This is a genomic window from Arthrobacter sp. 05T45 (assembly GCF_056395875.1).
In genome coordinates, this window is record NZ_JBFTKI010000003.1 from 121955 (window position 1) to 137386 (window position 15432).

16 protein-coding genes are annotated in these 15432 nt (G+C 69.1%); 13 read left to right on the forward strand and 3 right to left on the reverse strand.

Annotated elements, in window-relative coordinates; genetic code table 11:
- Positions 1–55 precede the first annotated feature (55 nt).
- From tilS to AC1DGD_RS05180, 13 genes are all read left to right on the forward strand, one after another.
- Entirely contained in the window at positions 56–1090 is a 1035-nt protein-coding gene (gene tilS, locus AC1DGD_RS05120) for a tRNA lysidine(34) synthetase TilS (protein WP_476856230.1), read from the forward strand.
- A 30-nt stretch (positions 1091–1120) separates the two neighbouring features.
- Positions 1121–1672: a hypoxanthine phosphoribosyltransferase gene (hpt, locus tag AC1DGD_RS05125; RefSeq protein ID WP_018774939.1), complete on the forward strand. Its 552-nt coding sequence runs from the start codon at positions 1121–1123 to the stop codon at positions 1670–1672.
- A 198-nt stretch (positions 1673–1870) separates the two neighbouring features.
- On the forward strand, positions 1871–3937 hold the full coding sequence (gene ftsH, locus AC1DGD_RS05130) for an ATP-dependent zinc metalloprotease FtsH (RefSeq protein ID WP_223914706.1): 2067 nt from the start codon (positions 1871–1873) through the stop codon (positions 3935–3937).
- 9 nt (positions 3938–3946) lie between these two features.
- Entirely contained in the window at positions 3947–4591 is a 645-nt protein-coding gene (gene folE, locus AC1DGD_RS05135; protein WP_476856111.1) for a GTP cyclohydrolase I FolE, read from the forward strand.
- Between the two features lie 11 nt (positions 4592–4602).
- Entirely contained in the window at positions 4603–5544 is a 942-nt protein-coding gene (gene folP, locus AC1DGD_RS05140) for a dihydropteroate synthase (RefSeq protein ID WP_476856112.1), read from the forward strand.
- Positions 5545–5557: 13 nt separating this feature from the next.
- Complete coding sequence (gene folB / locus AC1DGD_RS05145) at positions 5558–5917, forward strand: dihydroneopterin aldolase (RefSeq protein WP_476856113.1); 360 nt, start codon at positions 5558–5560, stop codon at positions 5915–5917.
- A complete protein-coding gene (gene folK / locus AC1DGD_RS05150; protein ID WP_476856114.1) occupies positions 5914–6483 on the forward strand; it encodes a 2-amino-4-hydroxy-6-hydroxymethyldihydropteridine diphosphokinase in 570 nt (189 codons plus the stop codon). Before folB ends, folK begins: the two co-directional genes overlap by 4 nt.
- Positions 6480–7004 carry a DUF3180 domain-containing protein gene (locus tag AC1DGD_RS05155; RefSeq protein WP_223914701.1) on the forward strand — a complete coding sequence of 175 codons (525 nt, stop codon included), beginning with the start codon at positions 6480–6482 and terminating at the stop codon, positions 7002–7004. Before folK ends, AC1DGD_RS05155 begins: the two co-directional genes overlap by 4 nt.
- Positions 6985–7497: a PH domain-containing protein gene (locus tag AC1DGD_RS05160; RefSeq protein WP_476856115.1), complete on the forward strand. Its 513-nt coding sequence runs from the start codon at positions 6985–6987 to the stop codon at positions 7495–7497. The genes AC1DGD_RS05155 and AC1DGD_RS05160 overlap by 20 nt, the downstream gene beginning before the upstream one ends.
- 18 nt (positions 7498–7515) lie before the next feature.
- Complete coding sequence (locus AC1DGD_RS05165; protein ID WP_476856116.1) at positions 7516–9114, forward strand: PH domain-containing protein; 1599 nt, start codon at positions 7516–7518, stop codon at positions 9112–9114.
- Positions 9107–10027, forward strand: coding sequence for a Rossmann-like and DUF2520 domain-containing protein (locus tag AC1DGD_RS05170; RefSeq protein ID WP_476856117.1), 921 nt, complete (start codon positions 9107–9109; stop codon positions 10025–10027). Before AC1DGD_RS05165 ends, AC1DGD_RS05170 begins: the two co-directional genes overlap by 8 nt.
- Before the next feature lies 1 nt (position 10028).
- A complete protein-coding gene (gene panC, locus AC1DGD_RS05175; protein WP_476856118.1) occupies positions 10029–10931 on the forward strand; it encodes a pantoate--beta-alanine ligase in 903 nt (300 codons plus the stop codon).
- A gap of 183 nt (positions 10932–11114) precedes the next feature.
- On the forward strand, positions 11115–12614 hold the full coding sequence (locus AC1DGD_RS05180; protein ID WP_476856119.1) for an MDR family MFS transporter: 1500 nt from the start codon (positions 11115–11117) through the stop codon (positions 12612–12614).
- A 102-nt stretch (positions 12615–12716) separates the two neighbouring features.
- Here the strand turns inward: AC1DGD_RS05180 and AC1DGD_RS05185 are convergent, their stop codons facing one another.
- The 3 genes from AC1DGD_RS05185 to AC1DGD_RS05195 all read right to left on the reverse strand — a co-directional run bounded on the left by AC1DGD_RS05185 (position 12717) and on the right by AC1DGD_RS05195 (position 15365).
- On the reverse strand, positions 12717–13550 hold the full coding sequence (locus tag AC1DGD_RS05185; RefSeq protein WP_028276921.1) for an alpha/beta fold hydrolase: 834 nt from the start codon (positions 13548–13550) through the stop codon (positions 12717–12719).
- A 154-nt stretch (positions 13551–13704) separates the two neighbouring features.
- The gene (locus AC1DGD_RS05190) at positions 13705–14331 is read right to left on the reverse strand and encodes a thymidine kinase (RefSeq protein ID WP_028276920.1); all 627 of its coding nucleotides are present in this window, start codon (positions 14329–14331) and stop codon (positions 13705–13707) included.
- A gap of 56 nt (positions 14332–14387) precedes the next feature.
- Entirely contained in the window at positions 14388–15365 is a 978-nt protein-coding gene (locus AC1DGD_RS05195) for an alpha/beta fold hydrolase (protein ID WP_459383604.1), read from the reverse strand.
- Between the last annotated feature and the right edge of the window lie 67 nt (positions 15366–15432).

The window sequence follows — 15432 nt, forward strand, 5'->3', positions numbered from 1 at the left end:
CAGCGGACGACGCCGGCCCGGCCGCCTCGCGCCGGTGGTCGGCACGGCACGAAAAATGCTGCAGGACGCCCTCGCCGCGGCCGGCTACCCGGACCGCGTCCTGGTAGCCTGCAGCGGCGGACCGGACTCGCTGGCTCTCGCCGCCGTCGCCGCCTATTTCGGGCGCCGGGGCCACGTGGACGGCCATCTTGTCTCTGTCGGCGCCGTCGTCGTGGACCACCAGCTGCAGCCGGGCTCGGCCGGGGTCGCGGCCACCACGGCCCGCACCCTCGAGGAGCTCGGGCTCTCTCCCGTGACGATCCGGACTGTCGACGTCGCCTCCAGCGGCGCGGGCCCAGAGGCCGCCGCCCGGGACGCCCGCCATGCTGCCCTTGAGGCCGCCGCGGACGAGGCAGGTGCAACCGCCATCCTGCTCGGCCACACCCTCGATGACCAGGCCGAACAAGTGCTCCTGGGCCTGGCGCGCGGGTCGGGCACCCGGTCCCTCGCCGGGATGCGGCCGGCCCGCGGCCGGCTGCTGCGCCCGTTCCTGGGCCTGCGGCGCGCGGACACCCTGGAGATCTGCCGGGTGGAGGACCTCGAGCCCTGGCACGACCCGTCCAACACCGATCCCGTATACGCGCGTTCCCGGACACGGGTTGAGGTGCTGCCCCTGCTGGAGGACAAGCTTGGCCCCGGCGTTGCCGAATCGCTCGCCCGCACGGCCGCGATCCTGCAGCTCGACGCCGATTACCTGGAGGACGTGGCGAACGACACTTTCGAGCGGCTGCGCCAGCAGACAGGGGAGGAGATCAGCCTTCCGGAGGCCGGGCTGAGGGACCTGGCCCCGGCCGTGAGGTTCCGGGTGATCGCCAAGGCCGCCGCCGCCGTCGGCGGTCAGCAGCCCAGCTACCAGCGGCTGCTCGCGGCGGAAGCGCTCCTGCGCCGGCAGGGATCGGCCGGCCCGGTGGAGCTTCCCGGCGCGGTCAGCGTCTACCGGCTCTCGCTCGCGCAGCTCCTTGCGGCGGAGCCGTCCGCCGCCGGTGTTCCCCGCGAAGCCGCCCGCTGTGGGAAGCTTGTATTCCGGCCTCAACAGCCGCCCCGAAATTAGTCGCACCCCGCATCTACACAGGAGCCATTGGTGGATTCAAACGACGTCCAGGCAGACCTCAAACACGTTCTCTACACCAAGGAACAGATCCAGCAACGGATCACCGAACTCGCGGCGCAGATCGACAAGGACTACGAGGGCCGCGACCTCCTGATCGTCGGCGTGCTCAAGGGCGCCGTCATGGTCATGGCTGATCTGGCCCGTGCGCTGCACACCCACGTCTCCATGGACTGGATGGCCGTGTCCTCGTACGGCTCGGGCACGCAGTCCTCAGGCGTCGTCCGCATCCTGAAGGACCTCGACACCGACCTCATGGGCAAAGACGTCCTGATCGTCGAGGACATCATCGATTCCGGCCTCACGCTGTCCTGGCTCAAGACGAACCTGGAATCCCGCGGCACGGCGTCGGTGGAAATCTGCACCGCCTTCCGCAAGCCGACGGCCGCCAAGGTCAAGATCGACGTCAAGTACGTCGGCTATGACATCCCCAACGAGTTCGTGGTGGGCTATGGCCTGGACTACGCCGAGAAGTACCGCAACCTGGACTTCGTCGGCACCCTGGCTCCGCACGTCTACGAGTAAATCGTTCACGCGAAGGCAACCCCGCCCGGGCCCCGGGTGGCCGGAGGCCCGGCCCCGCTACGCCCACAGGGAACTTTTGCCCTTTGCCGTGCGTGAGGTAGTGCGACGGTGTATAGCTAGAAGCTGACGCAGCACCACACGCGCGCAGACCGGTCGCCGTGCAGCACTACCAGGAGGGACGGGGCCAGCCCCGAACAGATGAAAGCTAAGAGTTTCTTCAAGGGCCCCGGCATCTGGATTGTCGTCGTGGTGGCCATGCTGCTGCTGGCATTTGCCACGCTTGCGCCGGGCGGCGCCAGCCGGATTGACACCGACAAGGGCCTTGAGCTGCTGACAGCCGGCGGCAAGGTTGAACAGGCCAAGATTTTTGACGCCGAGAACCGGGTGGACCTGGTCCTGAAGGACAACCTTCAGGTCGACGGGCAGGACAAGGGCAAGAACGTCCAGTTCTACTTCGTCAACGCCCGCGCCCAGGACGTCGTCAAGGCCGTCACGGACTCCAAACCGTCCGGCGGCTTCACCGACCAGCCGATCGAAAACAACTGGTTCTCCGGGCTCTTCTCCCTGCTGGTGCCCGTGCTGTTGCTCGGCGTCCTGTTCTGGTTCCTGCTCTCCCGGATGCAGGGCGGCGGGTCCAAGGTGATGCAGTTCGGCAAGTCCAAGGCCAAGCTCGTCAACAAGGACATGCCCCAGGTGACCTTCAGCGATGTCGCCGGCGCCGATGAGGCCGTCGAGGAACTCGAGGAGATCAAGGAATTCCTGCAGGAACCTGCCAAGTTCCAGGCCGTTGGCGCCAAAATCCCCAAGGGCGTGCTGCTCTACGGCCCTCCGGGCACCGGCAAAACCCTCCTGGCCCGCGCGGTTGCCGGCGAGGCCGGCGTACCCTTCTTCTCCATCTCAGGCTCCGACTTCGTGGAAATGTTCGTCGGCGTGGGTGCCTCCCGTGTCCGCGACCTCTTCGAGCAGGCCAAGTCCAACGCGCCGGCGATCATCTTCGTCGATGAGATCGACGCCGTCGGCCGGCACCGCGGCGCCGGAATCGGCGGCGGCAACGACGAGCGCGAGCAGACCCTGAACCAGCTGCTGGTGGAAATGGACGGCTTCGACGTCAAGACCAACGTCATCCTGATTGCCGCCACGAACCGCCCCGACGTCCTGGACCCCGCCCTTCTGCGCCCGGGCCGCTTCGACCGGCAGATCGGTGTTGAGGCCCCCGATCTGATCGGCCGCGACCAGATCCTGCAGGTGCACGCCAAGGGCAAGCCGATGGCTGCCGGCGTCGACCTCAAGGCTGTTGCCAAGAAGACCCCCGGCTACACGGGCGCGGACCTGGCCAACGTCCTGAACGAGGCCGCCCTGCTGACGGCCCGGTCCAACGCCAACCTGATCGATGACCGCGCCCTGGACGAGGCGATCGACCGCGTCATGGCCGGCCCGCAGAAGCGCAGCCGGGTCATGAAGGAACACGAACGCAAAGTCACCGCGTACCACGAAGGCGGCCACGCCCTCGTCGCGGCTGCCCTGCGGAACTCCGCCCCGGTCACCAAGATCACCATCCTGCCCCGCGGCCGTGCCCTCGGCTACACCATGGTGGTCCCGGAAAACGACAAGTACTCCATCACCCGCAACGAACTGCTCGATCAGATGGCCTACGCCATGGGCGGCCGCGTCGCCGAGGAACTCGTCTTCCATGATCCGTCCACGGGCGCGTCGAATGACATCGAGAAGGCCACCGGGATCGCCCGGAAGATGGTCACCGAGTTTGGCATGAGCGAACGGGTCGGGTCCGTGCGCCTCGGCCAGGGCGGCGGCGAGCCGTTCCTGGGCCGCGACGCCGGCCACGAGCGCAACTACTCGGACCAGATCGCCTACATCGTCGACGAGGAAGTGCGCCGCCTGATCGACGGTGCCCATGATGAGGCCTACGCCATCCTGACCGAAAACCGGGATGTCCTGGACGAGCTGGCGCTGGAACTGCTCGAACGCGAAACACTGAACCAGGCCGAAATCGCGCAAATTTTCACCAACATCCGCAAGCGCGACTTCCGCGACGTCTGGCTCTCCAAGGAGACCCGCACGCTTCAGACCGCCGGCCCCGTGGAGTCACGCCGCGAAAAGGCGGAGCGTGAAGCCCAGGAGGAAGCCACCCACGCCCGGCTCGAAGAGCCCTTGGATGCCCAGCCCCCGCATGCCCAGGGCGTCGGCGGGCAGGAGTCCTTCCAGGGCGGTGCAACAGATATCGGGACTGATGGTCATCCCGGCTAGGCTTCTTCTGTGACTTCTAACTTCGACGACGACGTTCCCGCCCCCGCCGCTGCTTCGACGGGGGACGGAGGAGCCCCGCATTCAAAGTCCAAAGTGGACCGCCCCAGGATCGAAGCGGCAGTACGGGAAATCCTGCTGGCGATCGGTGAGGACCCGGACCGCGGCGGCCTCCTTGACACCCCGAAGCGGGTGGCCAAGGCCTACGTGGAAATGTTCGCCGGCCTGCACCACGACCCCGCCGAGATCCTGGCCACCACCTTCGACCTCGAGCACGAGGAACTCGTGCTGGTCAAGGACATTCCGTTCTATTCCACCTGCGAGCACCACCTGGTGCCGTTCCACGGGGTGGCGCATGTGGGCTACATCCCGTCCCACGACGGCAAGGTCACGGGCCTGAGCAAGCTGGCGCGCGTGGTGGACATGTTTGCCAAGCGCCCGCAGGTCCAGGAACGCCTGACCACCCAGATCGTCGAGGCCCTCGTCACGCACCTCAATCCGCGTGGCGCGATCGTCGTCGTCGAATGTGAACACCTGTGCATGTCCATGCGGGGAATCCGCAAGCCCGGCGCCAAGACCGTCACCAGCGCAGTGCGCGGGCAACTCCATGACCCGGCCACCCGTGCCGAAGCCATGAGCCTCATACTCGGAAGGTAAGAACACAGACCATGGACTCCCTAGCTGCAGCCCCGGGCACCGGCCCCGCCACTTCGCCCCTGCCCATCCTGCGCAAACCGCGCCCGGCGGCGAAGTTCCAGGACCTGCCCACGGACCGGACACTGGTGATGGGAATCCTCAACGTCACCCCTGATTCCTTCAGCGACGGCGGAGCACACGCGACGGCGGACACAGCGATCGCGGCCGGGCTGCGGATGTTCTACGCCGGGGCGGACATCATCGACGTCGGCGGCGAGTCCACGCGCCCGGGTGCCACGGCAGTCGGCGCTGACGAGGAACAGCGCCGGGTCCTGCCGGTCATCGAGGCCCTGGTCAAGGCCGGCGCCCTGGTCAGCATCGACACCACCCACGCCGCGACGGCTGCCGCGGCCCTGAAGGCCGGCGCCGCGATCATCAACGACGTCTCGGGCCTGACCATGGAACCGGAAATGGCCGAACTCGCCGCCCGCACCAAGGTCCCCTACATCCTCACGCACCGCCGCGGCGACGCCAGCACCATGAACTCCCTGACCGACTACCGTGACGTCGCCGGGGAAGTCGTGACCGAGCTCGCCGGCGTCCGCGACAAGCTGTACGCCGCCGGGGTCGCGCCGGAACAGATCATTGTGGACCCGGGACTGGGCTTCGCCAAGAACGAGGGCCAGAACTGGGAGCTCCTGCAGCACCTGGATGTCCTGCAGGCCATGGGCCACAAGGTCCTCGTCGCCGGCTCACGCAAACGCTTCCTCGGCAGCCTCCTGACCGTGGCCGGCAAGGCCGCCCAGCCGGTTGAACGCGACGCCGCCACCGCCGCCATGACCGCCATCAGCGCCTTCCGCGGCGCCTGGGCTGTGCGCGTGCACGACGTCGGCGCGAGCCTGGACGCCGTCAAGGTCGCCGCCCGCATGATTCCCCCGGCACCAGCCGGTTCCGCCCACGCCGGCACCAACTGATCCGGCCGGCACCATGGATCAGATCACGCTGAGCGGCGTCACCGCCGTCGGCCATCACGGTGTGTTCGATTTCGAGCGCCGCGACGGGCAGCCCTTCGTCGTCGACGCGGTGCTGCACCTGGACTTCAGCAAAGCGGCCGCATCCGACGACGTCCTGGACACCGCGCATTACGGCGAGGTGGCCAACTGCATCCGGGACTGGATCACGGGTGAGCCGCTGAACCTGATCGAGGCCCTCGCGGTGCGGATTGCCGAGGACGTCCTGCAGAAATTCGCCGTCGACGCCGTGGACATCACCGTGCACAAGCCCAAGGCCCCGATCGAAGTCGACTTTGGCGACGTCGCCGTCAGCGTGCACCGGAGGCGGACGTGAGCCCGCTCTACACCCGTGCCGTGATCGCGCTCGGCAGCAACCTGGGGGAGCGCAGCGACACCCTGTCCGCCGCCGTCGCGGACCTCGTCGACCCGCCGGAAGTGCGCCTGCTGGCCATCTCGCCGATCGTCCAGACCAAGGCCGTGGGAGGGCCGCCGGACCAGCCTGACTTCCTGAACATGGTGATTGCCGTCGAGACGTCGCTGCCGCCGCGCGGACTGCTCGAGCACTGCCACGCCGTGGAGCAGAAGCATTTGCGCGTGCGCGAGGTCCGGTGGGGGCCGCGGACCCTGGACGTGGACATCATCACGTACGGGGATGTGGTCAGCTCCGATCCCGAGCTCACCCTGCCTCATCCCCGGGCCGCGGAACGGGCGTTCGTGCTCTATCCGTGGTCGCTGATCGATCCCGCGGCGGAGCTCAACGGCGAACGCGTGGGCGACCTCGCGTCGAAAGCCGCCGATTTCGCCGACCTTGCCACCTTTGACGGCTTCCAGAACCCCGCCGCAGCGGATGTCACTGCCACGGAGATCACCGGCGTGTCCGGTGCGGCGGAGCGGCCGTGAAGCTGACCAGCCCCCTGCTCCTGCTGGCCATTTGCGTGGTCCTGGCCGTGGCCGGCTGGTTCGCCACCATGCTCTCCGGCCGCTACGGCCTGGCCACCCCGGTGCTGCCGCTGACGGGCCTGGTGACCATGGGCGTGATCGTGGCCCTCACGCTGGTGCTGGGCATCCGCGTGCTCCGGTGGCGCAACGGCAAGAAGAAGAAAATCCTCAACCCCATCCTGGCTGCCTGGACCCTGGTCCTCGCGCAGGCCTGCGCCTACACCGGGTCGGTCCTGCTGGGCTGGCACGCGGGAATCGTGGTGGAGCAACTGCGGCTGTGGAACCTGCGCAGCAACCAGGAGATCACCTGGCAGGCCCTGGCCATGGCTGGCGGCGGGCTGATCATGGTGATCGTCGGGCTCGTCGTCGAGCGGTTCTGCCGGATTCCCCCCGAGGACGGCGACGCCGAATCCCGGCCCGGTGTGCAGGGAAAGCGCAGCAAGCCCTCGGCGGAAGGCGAATATGCCTACCGAAGCGATTGATCCTCCGGGCATCGACTGGCTCCGGGTCTCCCCGAAGTACGTCACGGTGCGCCTCGCGGGATGGGCGCTGGGAACCCTGGTCGCGGTGGCCCTGCTGTCGCTTCCCCTAATCGTGGTGCTGACCGGCGGGTGGACCTGGCTGCCGGTCTGGCTGGCCGTCGCCCTGCCCGCGGTAGCGCTGCTGCTGGCCCTGTGGCGGCTCGCGCTGATTCCCCGGCAGGTGCGCTCGATCGGCTACGCCGAGCGTGATGATGACCTCCTGATCCGGCGCGGCATTTTCTTCCAGCGCACGCTCGTGGTTCCATACGGGCGGATGCAGTACGTCGACATCGCGGTGGGCCCGGTCGAACGCCAGCTGGGCCTGTGCACTCTGAAACTGCACACCGCGGCCGCCGCGACCAGCGCCGAGATTCCCGGGCTGCCCGCGAGCGAAGGCGCCCGGCTCCGCGAACAACTGTCCGCCCGCGGCGAAGCCCGGCTGGCCGGGCTGTGACGGGAAGGCCGTGACGGGATGGCGCTGACACCGGAGGATGCCGGGCGCGCCGCCGACGGAACCGCCGTCGGATCCGGTATCGAAGGAACTGCCGACGCCGGCTGGCTGCGCGTGCACCCCGCGTCGCCCTTTGTCCGCGGCTGGGTGGCGCTGGCTGCACTGCTGTTCTTTTTTGGACGCGACAGTTTCGAACGGTTCCTGCAGGGCGGCCCGCTTTTTGACGAGCGGCTGGCCGGACGGGCGCCCTGGCTGCTGCTCGGCGGCGGCGCCCTGATTCTGCTGACCGTTCTCGGCTACGTCCTGAGCTGGTACTTCACCCGCTACCAGGTGGCCGGCGGCTACGTGCGCGTCAACACCGGTTTCCTGTTCAAGCAGCAGCGGCAGGCCAGGCTGGACCGGGTGCAGGCGATCGACGTCGTGCAACCCCTGCTGGCACGGATCTTCGGACTGGCTGAATTGCGGTTCGAAGTCGCCGACGCCGGCCAGTCCGCGGTGCGCCTGGCGTACCTGCGCGCGGACGAGGCCCGGCAGCTCCGCGCGACAATCCTGGCCCGAGCCTCCGGTGCCGCGGGCGGGAAGCCGGCGCGGGAGCCGGGAGACCCGGAGTCCGGAGAGCCGGCGGCCGCCGCCGTGGAAGCCCCCGAACAGGCCGTGCTCACCGTGCCGCCGCCGCGCCTGGTGGGCTCGCTGCTCCTGAGCGAACAAAGTGTCGTGATCCTGGCTGGCGGCATTGCCTCGGTGATGCTCTCCGCCGTCACGGAAAACCGGAACTTCACGGTCTTCCTGATCCCAGCCGCAATCGGGCTCATCGCCTCCTACTGGTCCTCGTTCAACAAGGGCTACAACTTCACCGCCGCCATTTCCCCGGACGGCATCCGGCTGCGCTACGGCCTGCTGGACACGCAGGCGCAGACCGTTCCGCCGGGCAGGATCCAGGCGCTGAAGGTCAGCCAGCCGCCGCTGTGGCGGATGTTCGGCTGGTACCGGATCCAGGTCAACGTGGCCGGCTACGGCCTGGCCGGCAGCGCCGGCGAAGGCTCGGCCCGGACCACGCTGCTTCCGGTGGGATATCTCGGCGACGTCATGGACATCCTCTCCCTGGTGCTCCCGGATCCCGGGACCCAGGACCCGGTGGGGCTGTTCACCGCGGGGATCACCGGCCTCGCGGACCCTGCCGGGACCCCCGGCAGCCCAGCAGGGAAGGCCGCCGACGGCGGCTTCGTCACCAGCCCGCGCCGGGCCCGGTTCCTGGCGCCGCTGGGCTGGCGCCGCAACGGCTTCGCGGCAACGGAGACCGCCCTGCTCCTGAGGTCGGGCCGCTGGTGGCGGAACTTCGTGGTGGTGCCGCACCAGCGCACCCAGTCCATGGCGCTCCAGCAGGGCCCGCTCGCCCGGCGGTTCCGGGTGGCCGACCTGGTCCTGCACACCACGGCGGGTCCGGTGGCCCCGCGGCTCATACAGGCCGGCCTCGACGAAGCCCGGGCCCTGTTCGATGCCCAGTCGGCCCGTGCCCGTGCCGCGCGCAAGCACCAGAAGAGCGAACACTGGCTGGAGCCGGCGGCCCAGCCGGCTGCACCACCCGCAGAAGACCACCAGGAAGGCCCGCATCATGGCTAAACCAGGACGCCTCGGCGTCGGAATCATTGGCGCGGGGAAGGTCGGAGCCGTCCTGGGGGCGGCGCTGCGTGGAGCCGAGCACGCCGTCATCGGGGCGTCGGCCGTTTCGGACGCCAGCAAAGAACGCGTCGAAACGCTCCTGCCCGGCGTCCCGATCCTGGACGTGCAGGACATCGTGGAACGGGCCGAACTGGTCCTGCTCGCCGTCCCGGACGATGCACTGGGCCCGCTGGTGAACGGACTGGCCAAGCTCGGCGCCTGGCAGCCCGGCCAGCTCGTGGCGCACACCTCCGGGCGCTTCGGCGTCGGGATCCTGCATCCGGTCCGCGCCGCCGGTGCCGTGCCGCTCGCGCTGCACCCGGCCATGACGTTCACGGGCATGAGCCTGGACCTCACCAGGCTCCTGGACTGCACCTTCGGCGTCACGGCCGACGCCGCGATGCTGCCGATCGCCCAGGCACTCGTCGTCGAAATGGGCGCCGAGCCCGTCGCGATCGCCGAGGCCGACCGCGTCCTCTACCACGCTGCCCTCGCGCACGGCTCCAACCACCTGGTCACGCTCGTGGCGCAGGCCTCGCAGCTGCTCCGCGACGTCGGCGTCGAGGCCCCGGACCGGATGCTGGGCCCGCTGCTGCGCGCCACCCTCGAGAACGCCCTCGCCTCCGGCGAGACGGCCCTGACCGGGCCCGTGGCCCGCGGCGACACCGGCACGGTGGCCGCGCACGCCGGCGCCCTCCGCGAGTACGACGGCGGCGCCGCCGGCGATATTCTTGAGGCGTACCTGGCCATGGCCCGGGCGACAGCCCGCCGGGCAGGAAGCCGCGGACTGCTGAAGCCGGAACAACTCGACGGCATCGAACAGGCGCTCGGCGGCCCCGGCCAGAACGGGACGCCCGCCCCGGAAGGACCCTGACATGGCAATCCAACTCGTCACCACTGCTGCCCAGCTCCGCGCCGCAAGCGCCCGGCTGCTGGCACAGAAAGGCGGCACGTCCCAGGGCCTTGTGCCCACCATGGGCGCCCTGCACGAGGGACATGCCCAGCTGGCCCGGACGGCCGTCGCCCAGAACGACGTCGTGGCGGCCACCATCTTCGTCAACCCGCTTCAGTTTGGCGAGGCCGCGGACCTCGAACGCTACCCCCGGACGCTCGACGCCGACCTCGCGCTGCTCGACGCCGAAGGGGTGGACCTGGCGTTCGCGCCGGGTGTTGAGGAGGTCTACCCCGGCGGGGCACCCCTCGTGCGGATCACGGCGGGACCCCTGGGCGAAAAATGGGAAGGCGCGTCCCGGCCAGGGCACTTCGACGGCGCGCTGACCGTCGTCGCGAAACTGCTCCACTACGGCATCCCTGGGGCCGGCCTGCCCGGTGGCGGCCAGCCCGCGTACCGCGCCTATTTCGGCCAGAAGGACGCGCAGCAGCTGGCCCTGGTCCAGCGCATGGTGGCTGACCTGAATTTTCCCGTGGAGATCGTGCCGGTGCCCATTGTGCGCTCGGCCGACGGCTTGGCGCTGTCCAGCCGCAACCGCTTCCTCTCCGAAGACCAGCGCGAGGCGGCCCTGGTGCTCTCCCGCGCACTGCGGCTCATCGAGGAGCGCGCCAACGCCCATGAGCCGCTGGACATCGAATCGGCGCAGGCCCTCGTCCGGTCCCAGCCGCTCGTGGAGCTGGACTATTTCGAGGTAGTGGATCCGCGCACCCTCGAGCCCCTCGCGGAGAACTGCCGGGACACCCCGTTCCGCGGCGAGGGGCTGGCGATTATCGCCGCCACGGTCGGCCCCGTCCGCCTCATCGACAACGTGCCCCTGAATTCCTAGCCCCCCAGCCCCACCACAAGCAACGCGGGGCCAGTTACGGCCCATGCCGCCGCCCGTCATGGGCCGTAACTGACCCCGCGTTGCTTTCGCGGTGACGGGAATGCCCCCGGGCCCTAGACTGTTGGAACCTGCAGCAGCGCCGACGCTCGCCGGACCCACACCAAACTCCCTGAGGGAATTCCCATGTCAACAGACGTCTCTTCCAACGCCTCTGGCGATCCCGCACCGGGCGCTGCCCCCGCCGTCGCCGCGCAGAACGTGCCGGCGGCGCCGGCAGCATCCACCGTGCCGGCAAAGATGCCCCGGGAGTCCGTGGCCATCATCGCCACGCTGCTGGTGGCCACCTTCGTCGTGATCCTCAACGAGACCATCATGAACGTGGCCCTGCAACGGCTGATGGTGGACCTGAACATCGATGCGCCCACCGTGCAATGGCTGTCCACCGGTTTCATGCTCACCATGGCCGTTGTGATTCCCACCACCGGATTCATCCTGCAGCGGCTGACCACCCGTGCCGTGTTCATGCTGGCCATGGGACTGTTCTCCGGCGGCACCCTGCTGGCCGCCCTCGCGCCGGGCTTCGAAGTCCTGCTGCTGGCCCGCATCGTCCAGGCCGGCGGCACCGCCATCATGCTGCCGCTCCTGATGACCACCATCCTCACGCTCGTGCCGCTGGAGCGCCGCGGCGCCGTCATGGGCAACGTCAGCATCGCCATTTCCGTTGCGCCGGCACTGGGCCCGACAGTTTCCGGCCTGATCCTCCAGCATTTTTCCTGGCGGTTCATGTTCGTCTTCGTACTGCCGATCGCCCTCGCCGCGCTGGCCATCGGTGCCAGGTACCTGACCAACATCGGTGAGACCGAGAAAACCCGGCTCGATGCCCTCTCCGTGGTGCTCACGGTCCCCGCCTTCGGCGGCCTGGTGTATGGCCTGAGCCAGATCGGCGGCGGCCAGGCCGGCTCCCGCACCCCCGCCGTGGTGGCACTGGCCGTTGGCGTGCTGGCCCTGGCAGCGTTCGTTCTGCGCCAGCTGAAGCTGCAGAAGACCGGCGGCCCCCTGCTGGACCTGCGCGCCTTCACCTTCCGGATGTTCACCGTATCGGTGCTGCTGCTGGTCGTGGCCATGATCGCGCTCTTCGGCGCGGTGATCCTGCTGCCGCTGTACCTGCAGGAGATCCGCGGCCTGACGTCCCTCGAGACCGGCCTGGTGCTGCTGCCCGGCGGCCTCGCCATGGGCCTGCTGGGGCCCTTCATCGGCCGCGTATTCGACAGGGTCGGGCCCCTGCCGCTGACAGTGACGGGCTCGATCATGATGGTGCTGTCCCTCTGGCAGTTCTCCATGCTGGACGCCACGTCGCCGCTGGGGTGGATCATCGCCCTGCACGTGGCACTGAGCCTGGGCCTGGCGCTGCTGTTCACCCCCGCCTTCACGACCGGGTTGAACCCACTGCCGCCGCACCTGTACTCCCACGGCTCGGCCATCATGAGCACGCTGCAGCAGGTGGCCGGCGCCGCCGGCACGGCGCTGCTGGTCTCGATCTACGCTTTCGTGGCCGTTGCCTCGGGCATGGTCGCCGGCATGCATGCGGCATTCCTGACGGCGGCCGTCATAGCCGTCGCCGCCGTCGTGCTGTCCACCATGATGCGCAAAACCGAAGGCGCGGCACACCCGGCCGCCCACTAGCTGCAATTAACAAACAACGCGGGGTCACTTAGCGCCGGTCTGGACCTCCGGAATGTGCGCTAAGTGACCCCGCGTTGGTTGTAGGGCGTTGCGTGTTGCGGGTCAGCCTGCGTAAAACGCGCTGAGCTCGGCGATCAGCTTGTCCGGCGCCTTGTTGACACCGTCATGGCCCATGCCCGGCAGGATCGTATAGCTGGAGCCGGAGAGCACATCGTGGATCTGGGCGCAGGCCACCCCGAAATAGGCCGGGCTCTTCTCGCCCACGATGATCAGCGTTTCCAGCGGCAGTTCCAGGAAGGGTTCGGCCGGCATGTCCGCGGCGATGATCGCCTTGATCTCGCGGACGCCGGTCTGCATGAGGTCGCGCAGCTGCTTGCCGATCGGGGTGCCCGCCGAAAGCTTGTTCGCCAGCGTCAGCATGGACAGCGGCATCCGGGACAGGGCGCTGCCGGTCTCCAGGCCCTTGAGCAGGACGGCGAGGGCGCGGTCGTCGTCGCCGGCTGCGGTCGCCCGCTCGTATTCGGGCGTCCAGTCCGCCGTGACGCTGTGATTGACGGACACGGCGGGGTCGTACACGGCCAGCCGTTCCACCGGCAGGGTGCGGGCCGCGTGCAGGGCCACTGCCCCGCCGAAGCTGTGGCCGAAGACGTCCGTGCTGGCGGTGTGCTTCATGACGGCGTCGAGGTCGTGGATGTCCACGTCGAGGGTGTAATCCTCAGGCTGCGGGGAGGACGAGCCGCGGCCGCGACGGTTGAAGGTGTGCACCGGCCGCCCCAGTGACGCGCTGAGTTTCTGCGCGAAACGGGTGTAGTCGGCGGCCGTCACCATCGAGGCCGGCACGACGACGATGCCCGAACCCGCCGAGGCGAGCTCGGCGCCCGTGCTCAAAAGCTCGATCGTTCCGCCGTTGGGGGTTCTGATGTTCTCGCGGGTCATGCTCCGAGCCTAGCCGAGGCCACGCCCCAGTGCAGTAAGCCGCGGTGCACTATGGCGCCAGTCAAGTAGGGCGCAGTCCACTATGACCGCAGTCCAGTATGACCGCAGTTCAGTTGTGGTCCCGTCGCAGCGGCGCTGCATGATCGCGCCGGCGCTAGTTGCCCAGCCGGCCGCCGGAGACCTCGAGGTAGCAGGCGCCGCAGAGCGACTCGTACCAGACGTCCTGGCCATCGATCGCAACCTGGTTCCCGTCGAACACCACGTGGTCCCCGATCCGGCGCGTGTTGAAGATGGCCTTCCGTCCGCAGCGGCAGATGGTCTTGAGCTCTTCGAGGGTGTGCGCGATCTCCAGCAGGCGCAGGGAACCGGGGAACGCGCGGGTCCGGAAGTCGGTGCGGATGCCGTAGGCGAGGACGGGGACGTTGTCCAGGACCGCGATGCGGAAGAGGTCGTCCACCTGCTCCGGTTCCAGGAACTGGGCCTCGTCCACCAGCAGGCAGGCCACCGGCGGGGTGTCCACGTGCTGCAGCAGGGCGTCGGGATCGTCGCCGTGGGCCTGGGCGGTGAACAGGTCGCGGGCCGACGCGCCGGCGGGGATCAGGAAGTCCACCGAACGGGTCATGCCCAGGCGGGACACGACGTCGGAGTCGCCCTTGGTGTCCACGTCCGGCTTGGCCAGCAGGACCCGCTGGCCGCGTTCCTCATAGTTGAAGGCCGCCTGCAGAAGCCCCGTAGATTTGCCGGAGTTCATGGCGCCGTAGCGGAAGTAGAGCTTGGCCAAGGGGGTCCTTTCGAAAGGGTCGCCCCCGATTCTAGCGGTCGGTCGCGTCGCAGCCCTCAGCGGCCGGGCCCACTGCGCCGCCACCGGGCCGGCACGCCCGCGGCTGCAAGGCTGCCGGCCAGGCTGACGGGCGGCGGGGTCGCTGCCCCGGGCCCGCCGTGGAGGAACCGGGCCGTGCGGAGGGCCAGCCGGCTTCCCGGCCGGATGGGGCCTTCGTGGAGCTGCCCTGGGACCACGGCGAAGCTGACCGCGGGGACGGCGTCGGCAAGCTGGTGGCTCGTGTCGGCGAAGTAGCCGGGGCTCCAGCCGCCGCTGAGCATGAGGGTGGGGGTGGTGATGGCGGCAAAATCCTCGAGTTCGGCGTCGGCATCCAGTACCGCGCGCATCTCGGCGACGGCCGTGGGCAGCAGTTGCCGCATTTCGGCGCCGAGCCTGGTCCGGGCCGAGAGGATGCTGAGCATGCGCAGCGCGCCCAAGGGCAGCATGGACACCGGGCCGGCCGTCTCCAGGCCTTGCACCAAATGCGCCCAGGCGTGGTCGAGTTCGCCGGCAGCCACGGACCTTTCCAGTTCGGGCCGCCAGCGCTGGGTGAGGTTCCCGGAGAGGCTCACGGCGGCGTCGTAAGTCACCATCCTGCGGATCGGCAGGCGCCGGGCGGCCTCGAGGGCCACGAACCCGCCATAGCTGTGGGCCACGACGTCGCTGGCGCCGGTCTCGCGGAGCACGGTTGCCAGGTCGGCCACCTCGGTGGCGGCGGAATAGTCGGCTGGCTGGTGCGAGGAACCTGCGCGTCCGCGGCGGTTGTAGCAGTGCACCGGCTGGTCCAGCAGCCGGCAAAGTTTTCGGGCAAAGGACCGGTAGAGCGCATCGGTGATCAGGGTCCCGTGCACGACGACGACGCCGGATCCTTCGCCGCGGGACGCCACGGCGGCGTCGGACGCGGCTGTTCTGCCCGGTGCGTGCCCCGCCGGGCGGATGGTGTGCAGCTCAAGGTGTCCCTTGCCGTCGTCGGTCCTCACTGTCCATGTCTCCACAACTTCGAGTCTATTCCCGCACCCCGTCCGCCTGGCTGCCGCCAGGGCAGAACCGGGCCGGGACCTT

Bases quoted from the DNA above. Each gene is read 5' to 3' on its own strand.
- tilS (WP_476856230.1), top strand. From the start codon at position 56: ATGCTGCAGGACGCCCTCGCCGCGGCCGGCTACCCGGACCGCGTCCTG.
- ftsH (WP_223914706.1), top strand. From the start codon at position 1,871: ATGAAAGCTAAGAGTTTCTTCAAGGGCCCCGGCATCTGGATTGTCGTC.
- folP (WP_476856112.1), top strand. From the start codon at position 4,603: ATGGACTCCCTAGCTGCAGCCCCGGGCACCGGCCCCGCCACTTCGCCC.
- folB (WP_476856113.1), top strand. From the start codon at position 5,558: ATGGATCAGATCACGCTGAGCGGCGTCACCGCCGTCGGCCATCACGGT.
- AC1DGD_RS05160 (WP_476856115.1), top strand. From the start codon at position 6,985: ATGCCTACCGAAGCGATTGATCCTCCGGGCATCGACTGGCTCCGGGTC.
- AC1DGD_RS05165 (WP_476856116.1), top strand. From the start codon at position 7,516: ATGGCGCTGACACCGGAGGATGCCGGGCGCGCCGCCGACGGAACCGCC.
- AC1DGD_RS05170 (WP_476856117.1), top strand. From the start codon at position 9,107: ATGGCTAAACCAGGACGCCTCGGCGTCGGAATCATTGGCGCGGGGAAG.
- panC (WP_476856118.1), top strand. From the start codon at position 10,029: ATGGCAATCCAACTCGTCACCACTGCTGCCCAGCTCCGCGCCGCAAGC.
- AC1DGD_RS05180 (WP_476856119.1), top strand. From the start codon at position 11,115: ATGTCAACAGACGTCTCTTCCAACGCCTCTGGCGATCCCGCACCGGGC.
- AC1DGD_RS05185 (WP_028276921.1), bottom strand. From the start codon at position 13,550: ATGACCCGCGAGAACATCAGAACCCCCAACGGCGGAACGATCGAGCTT.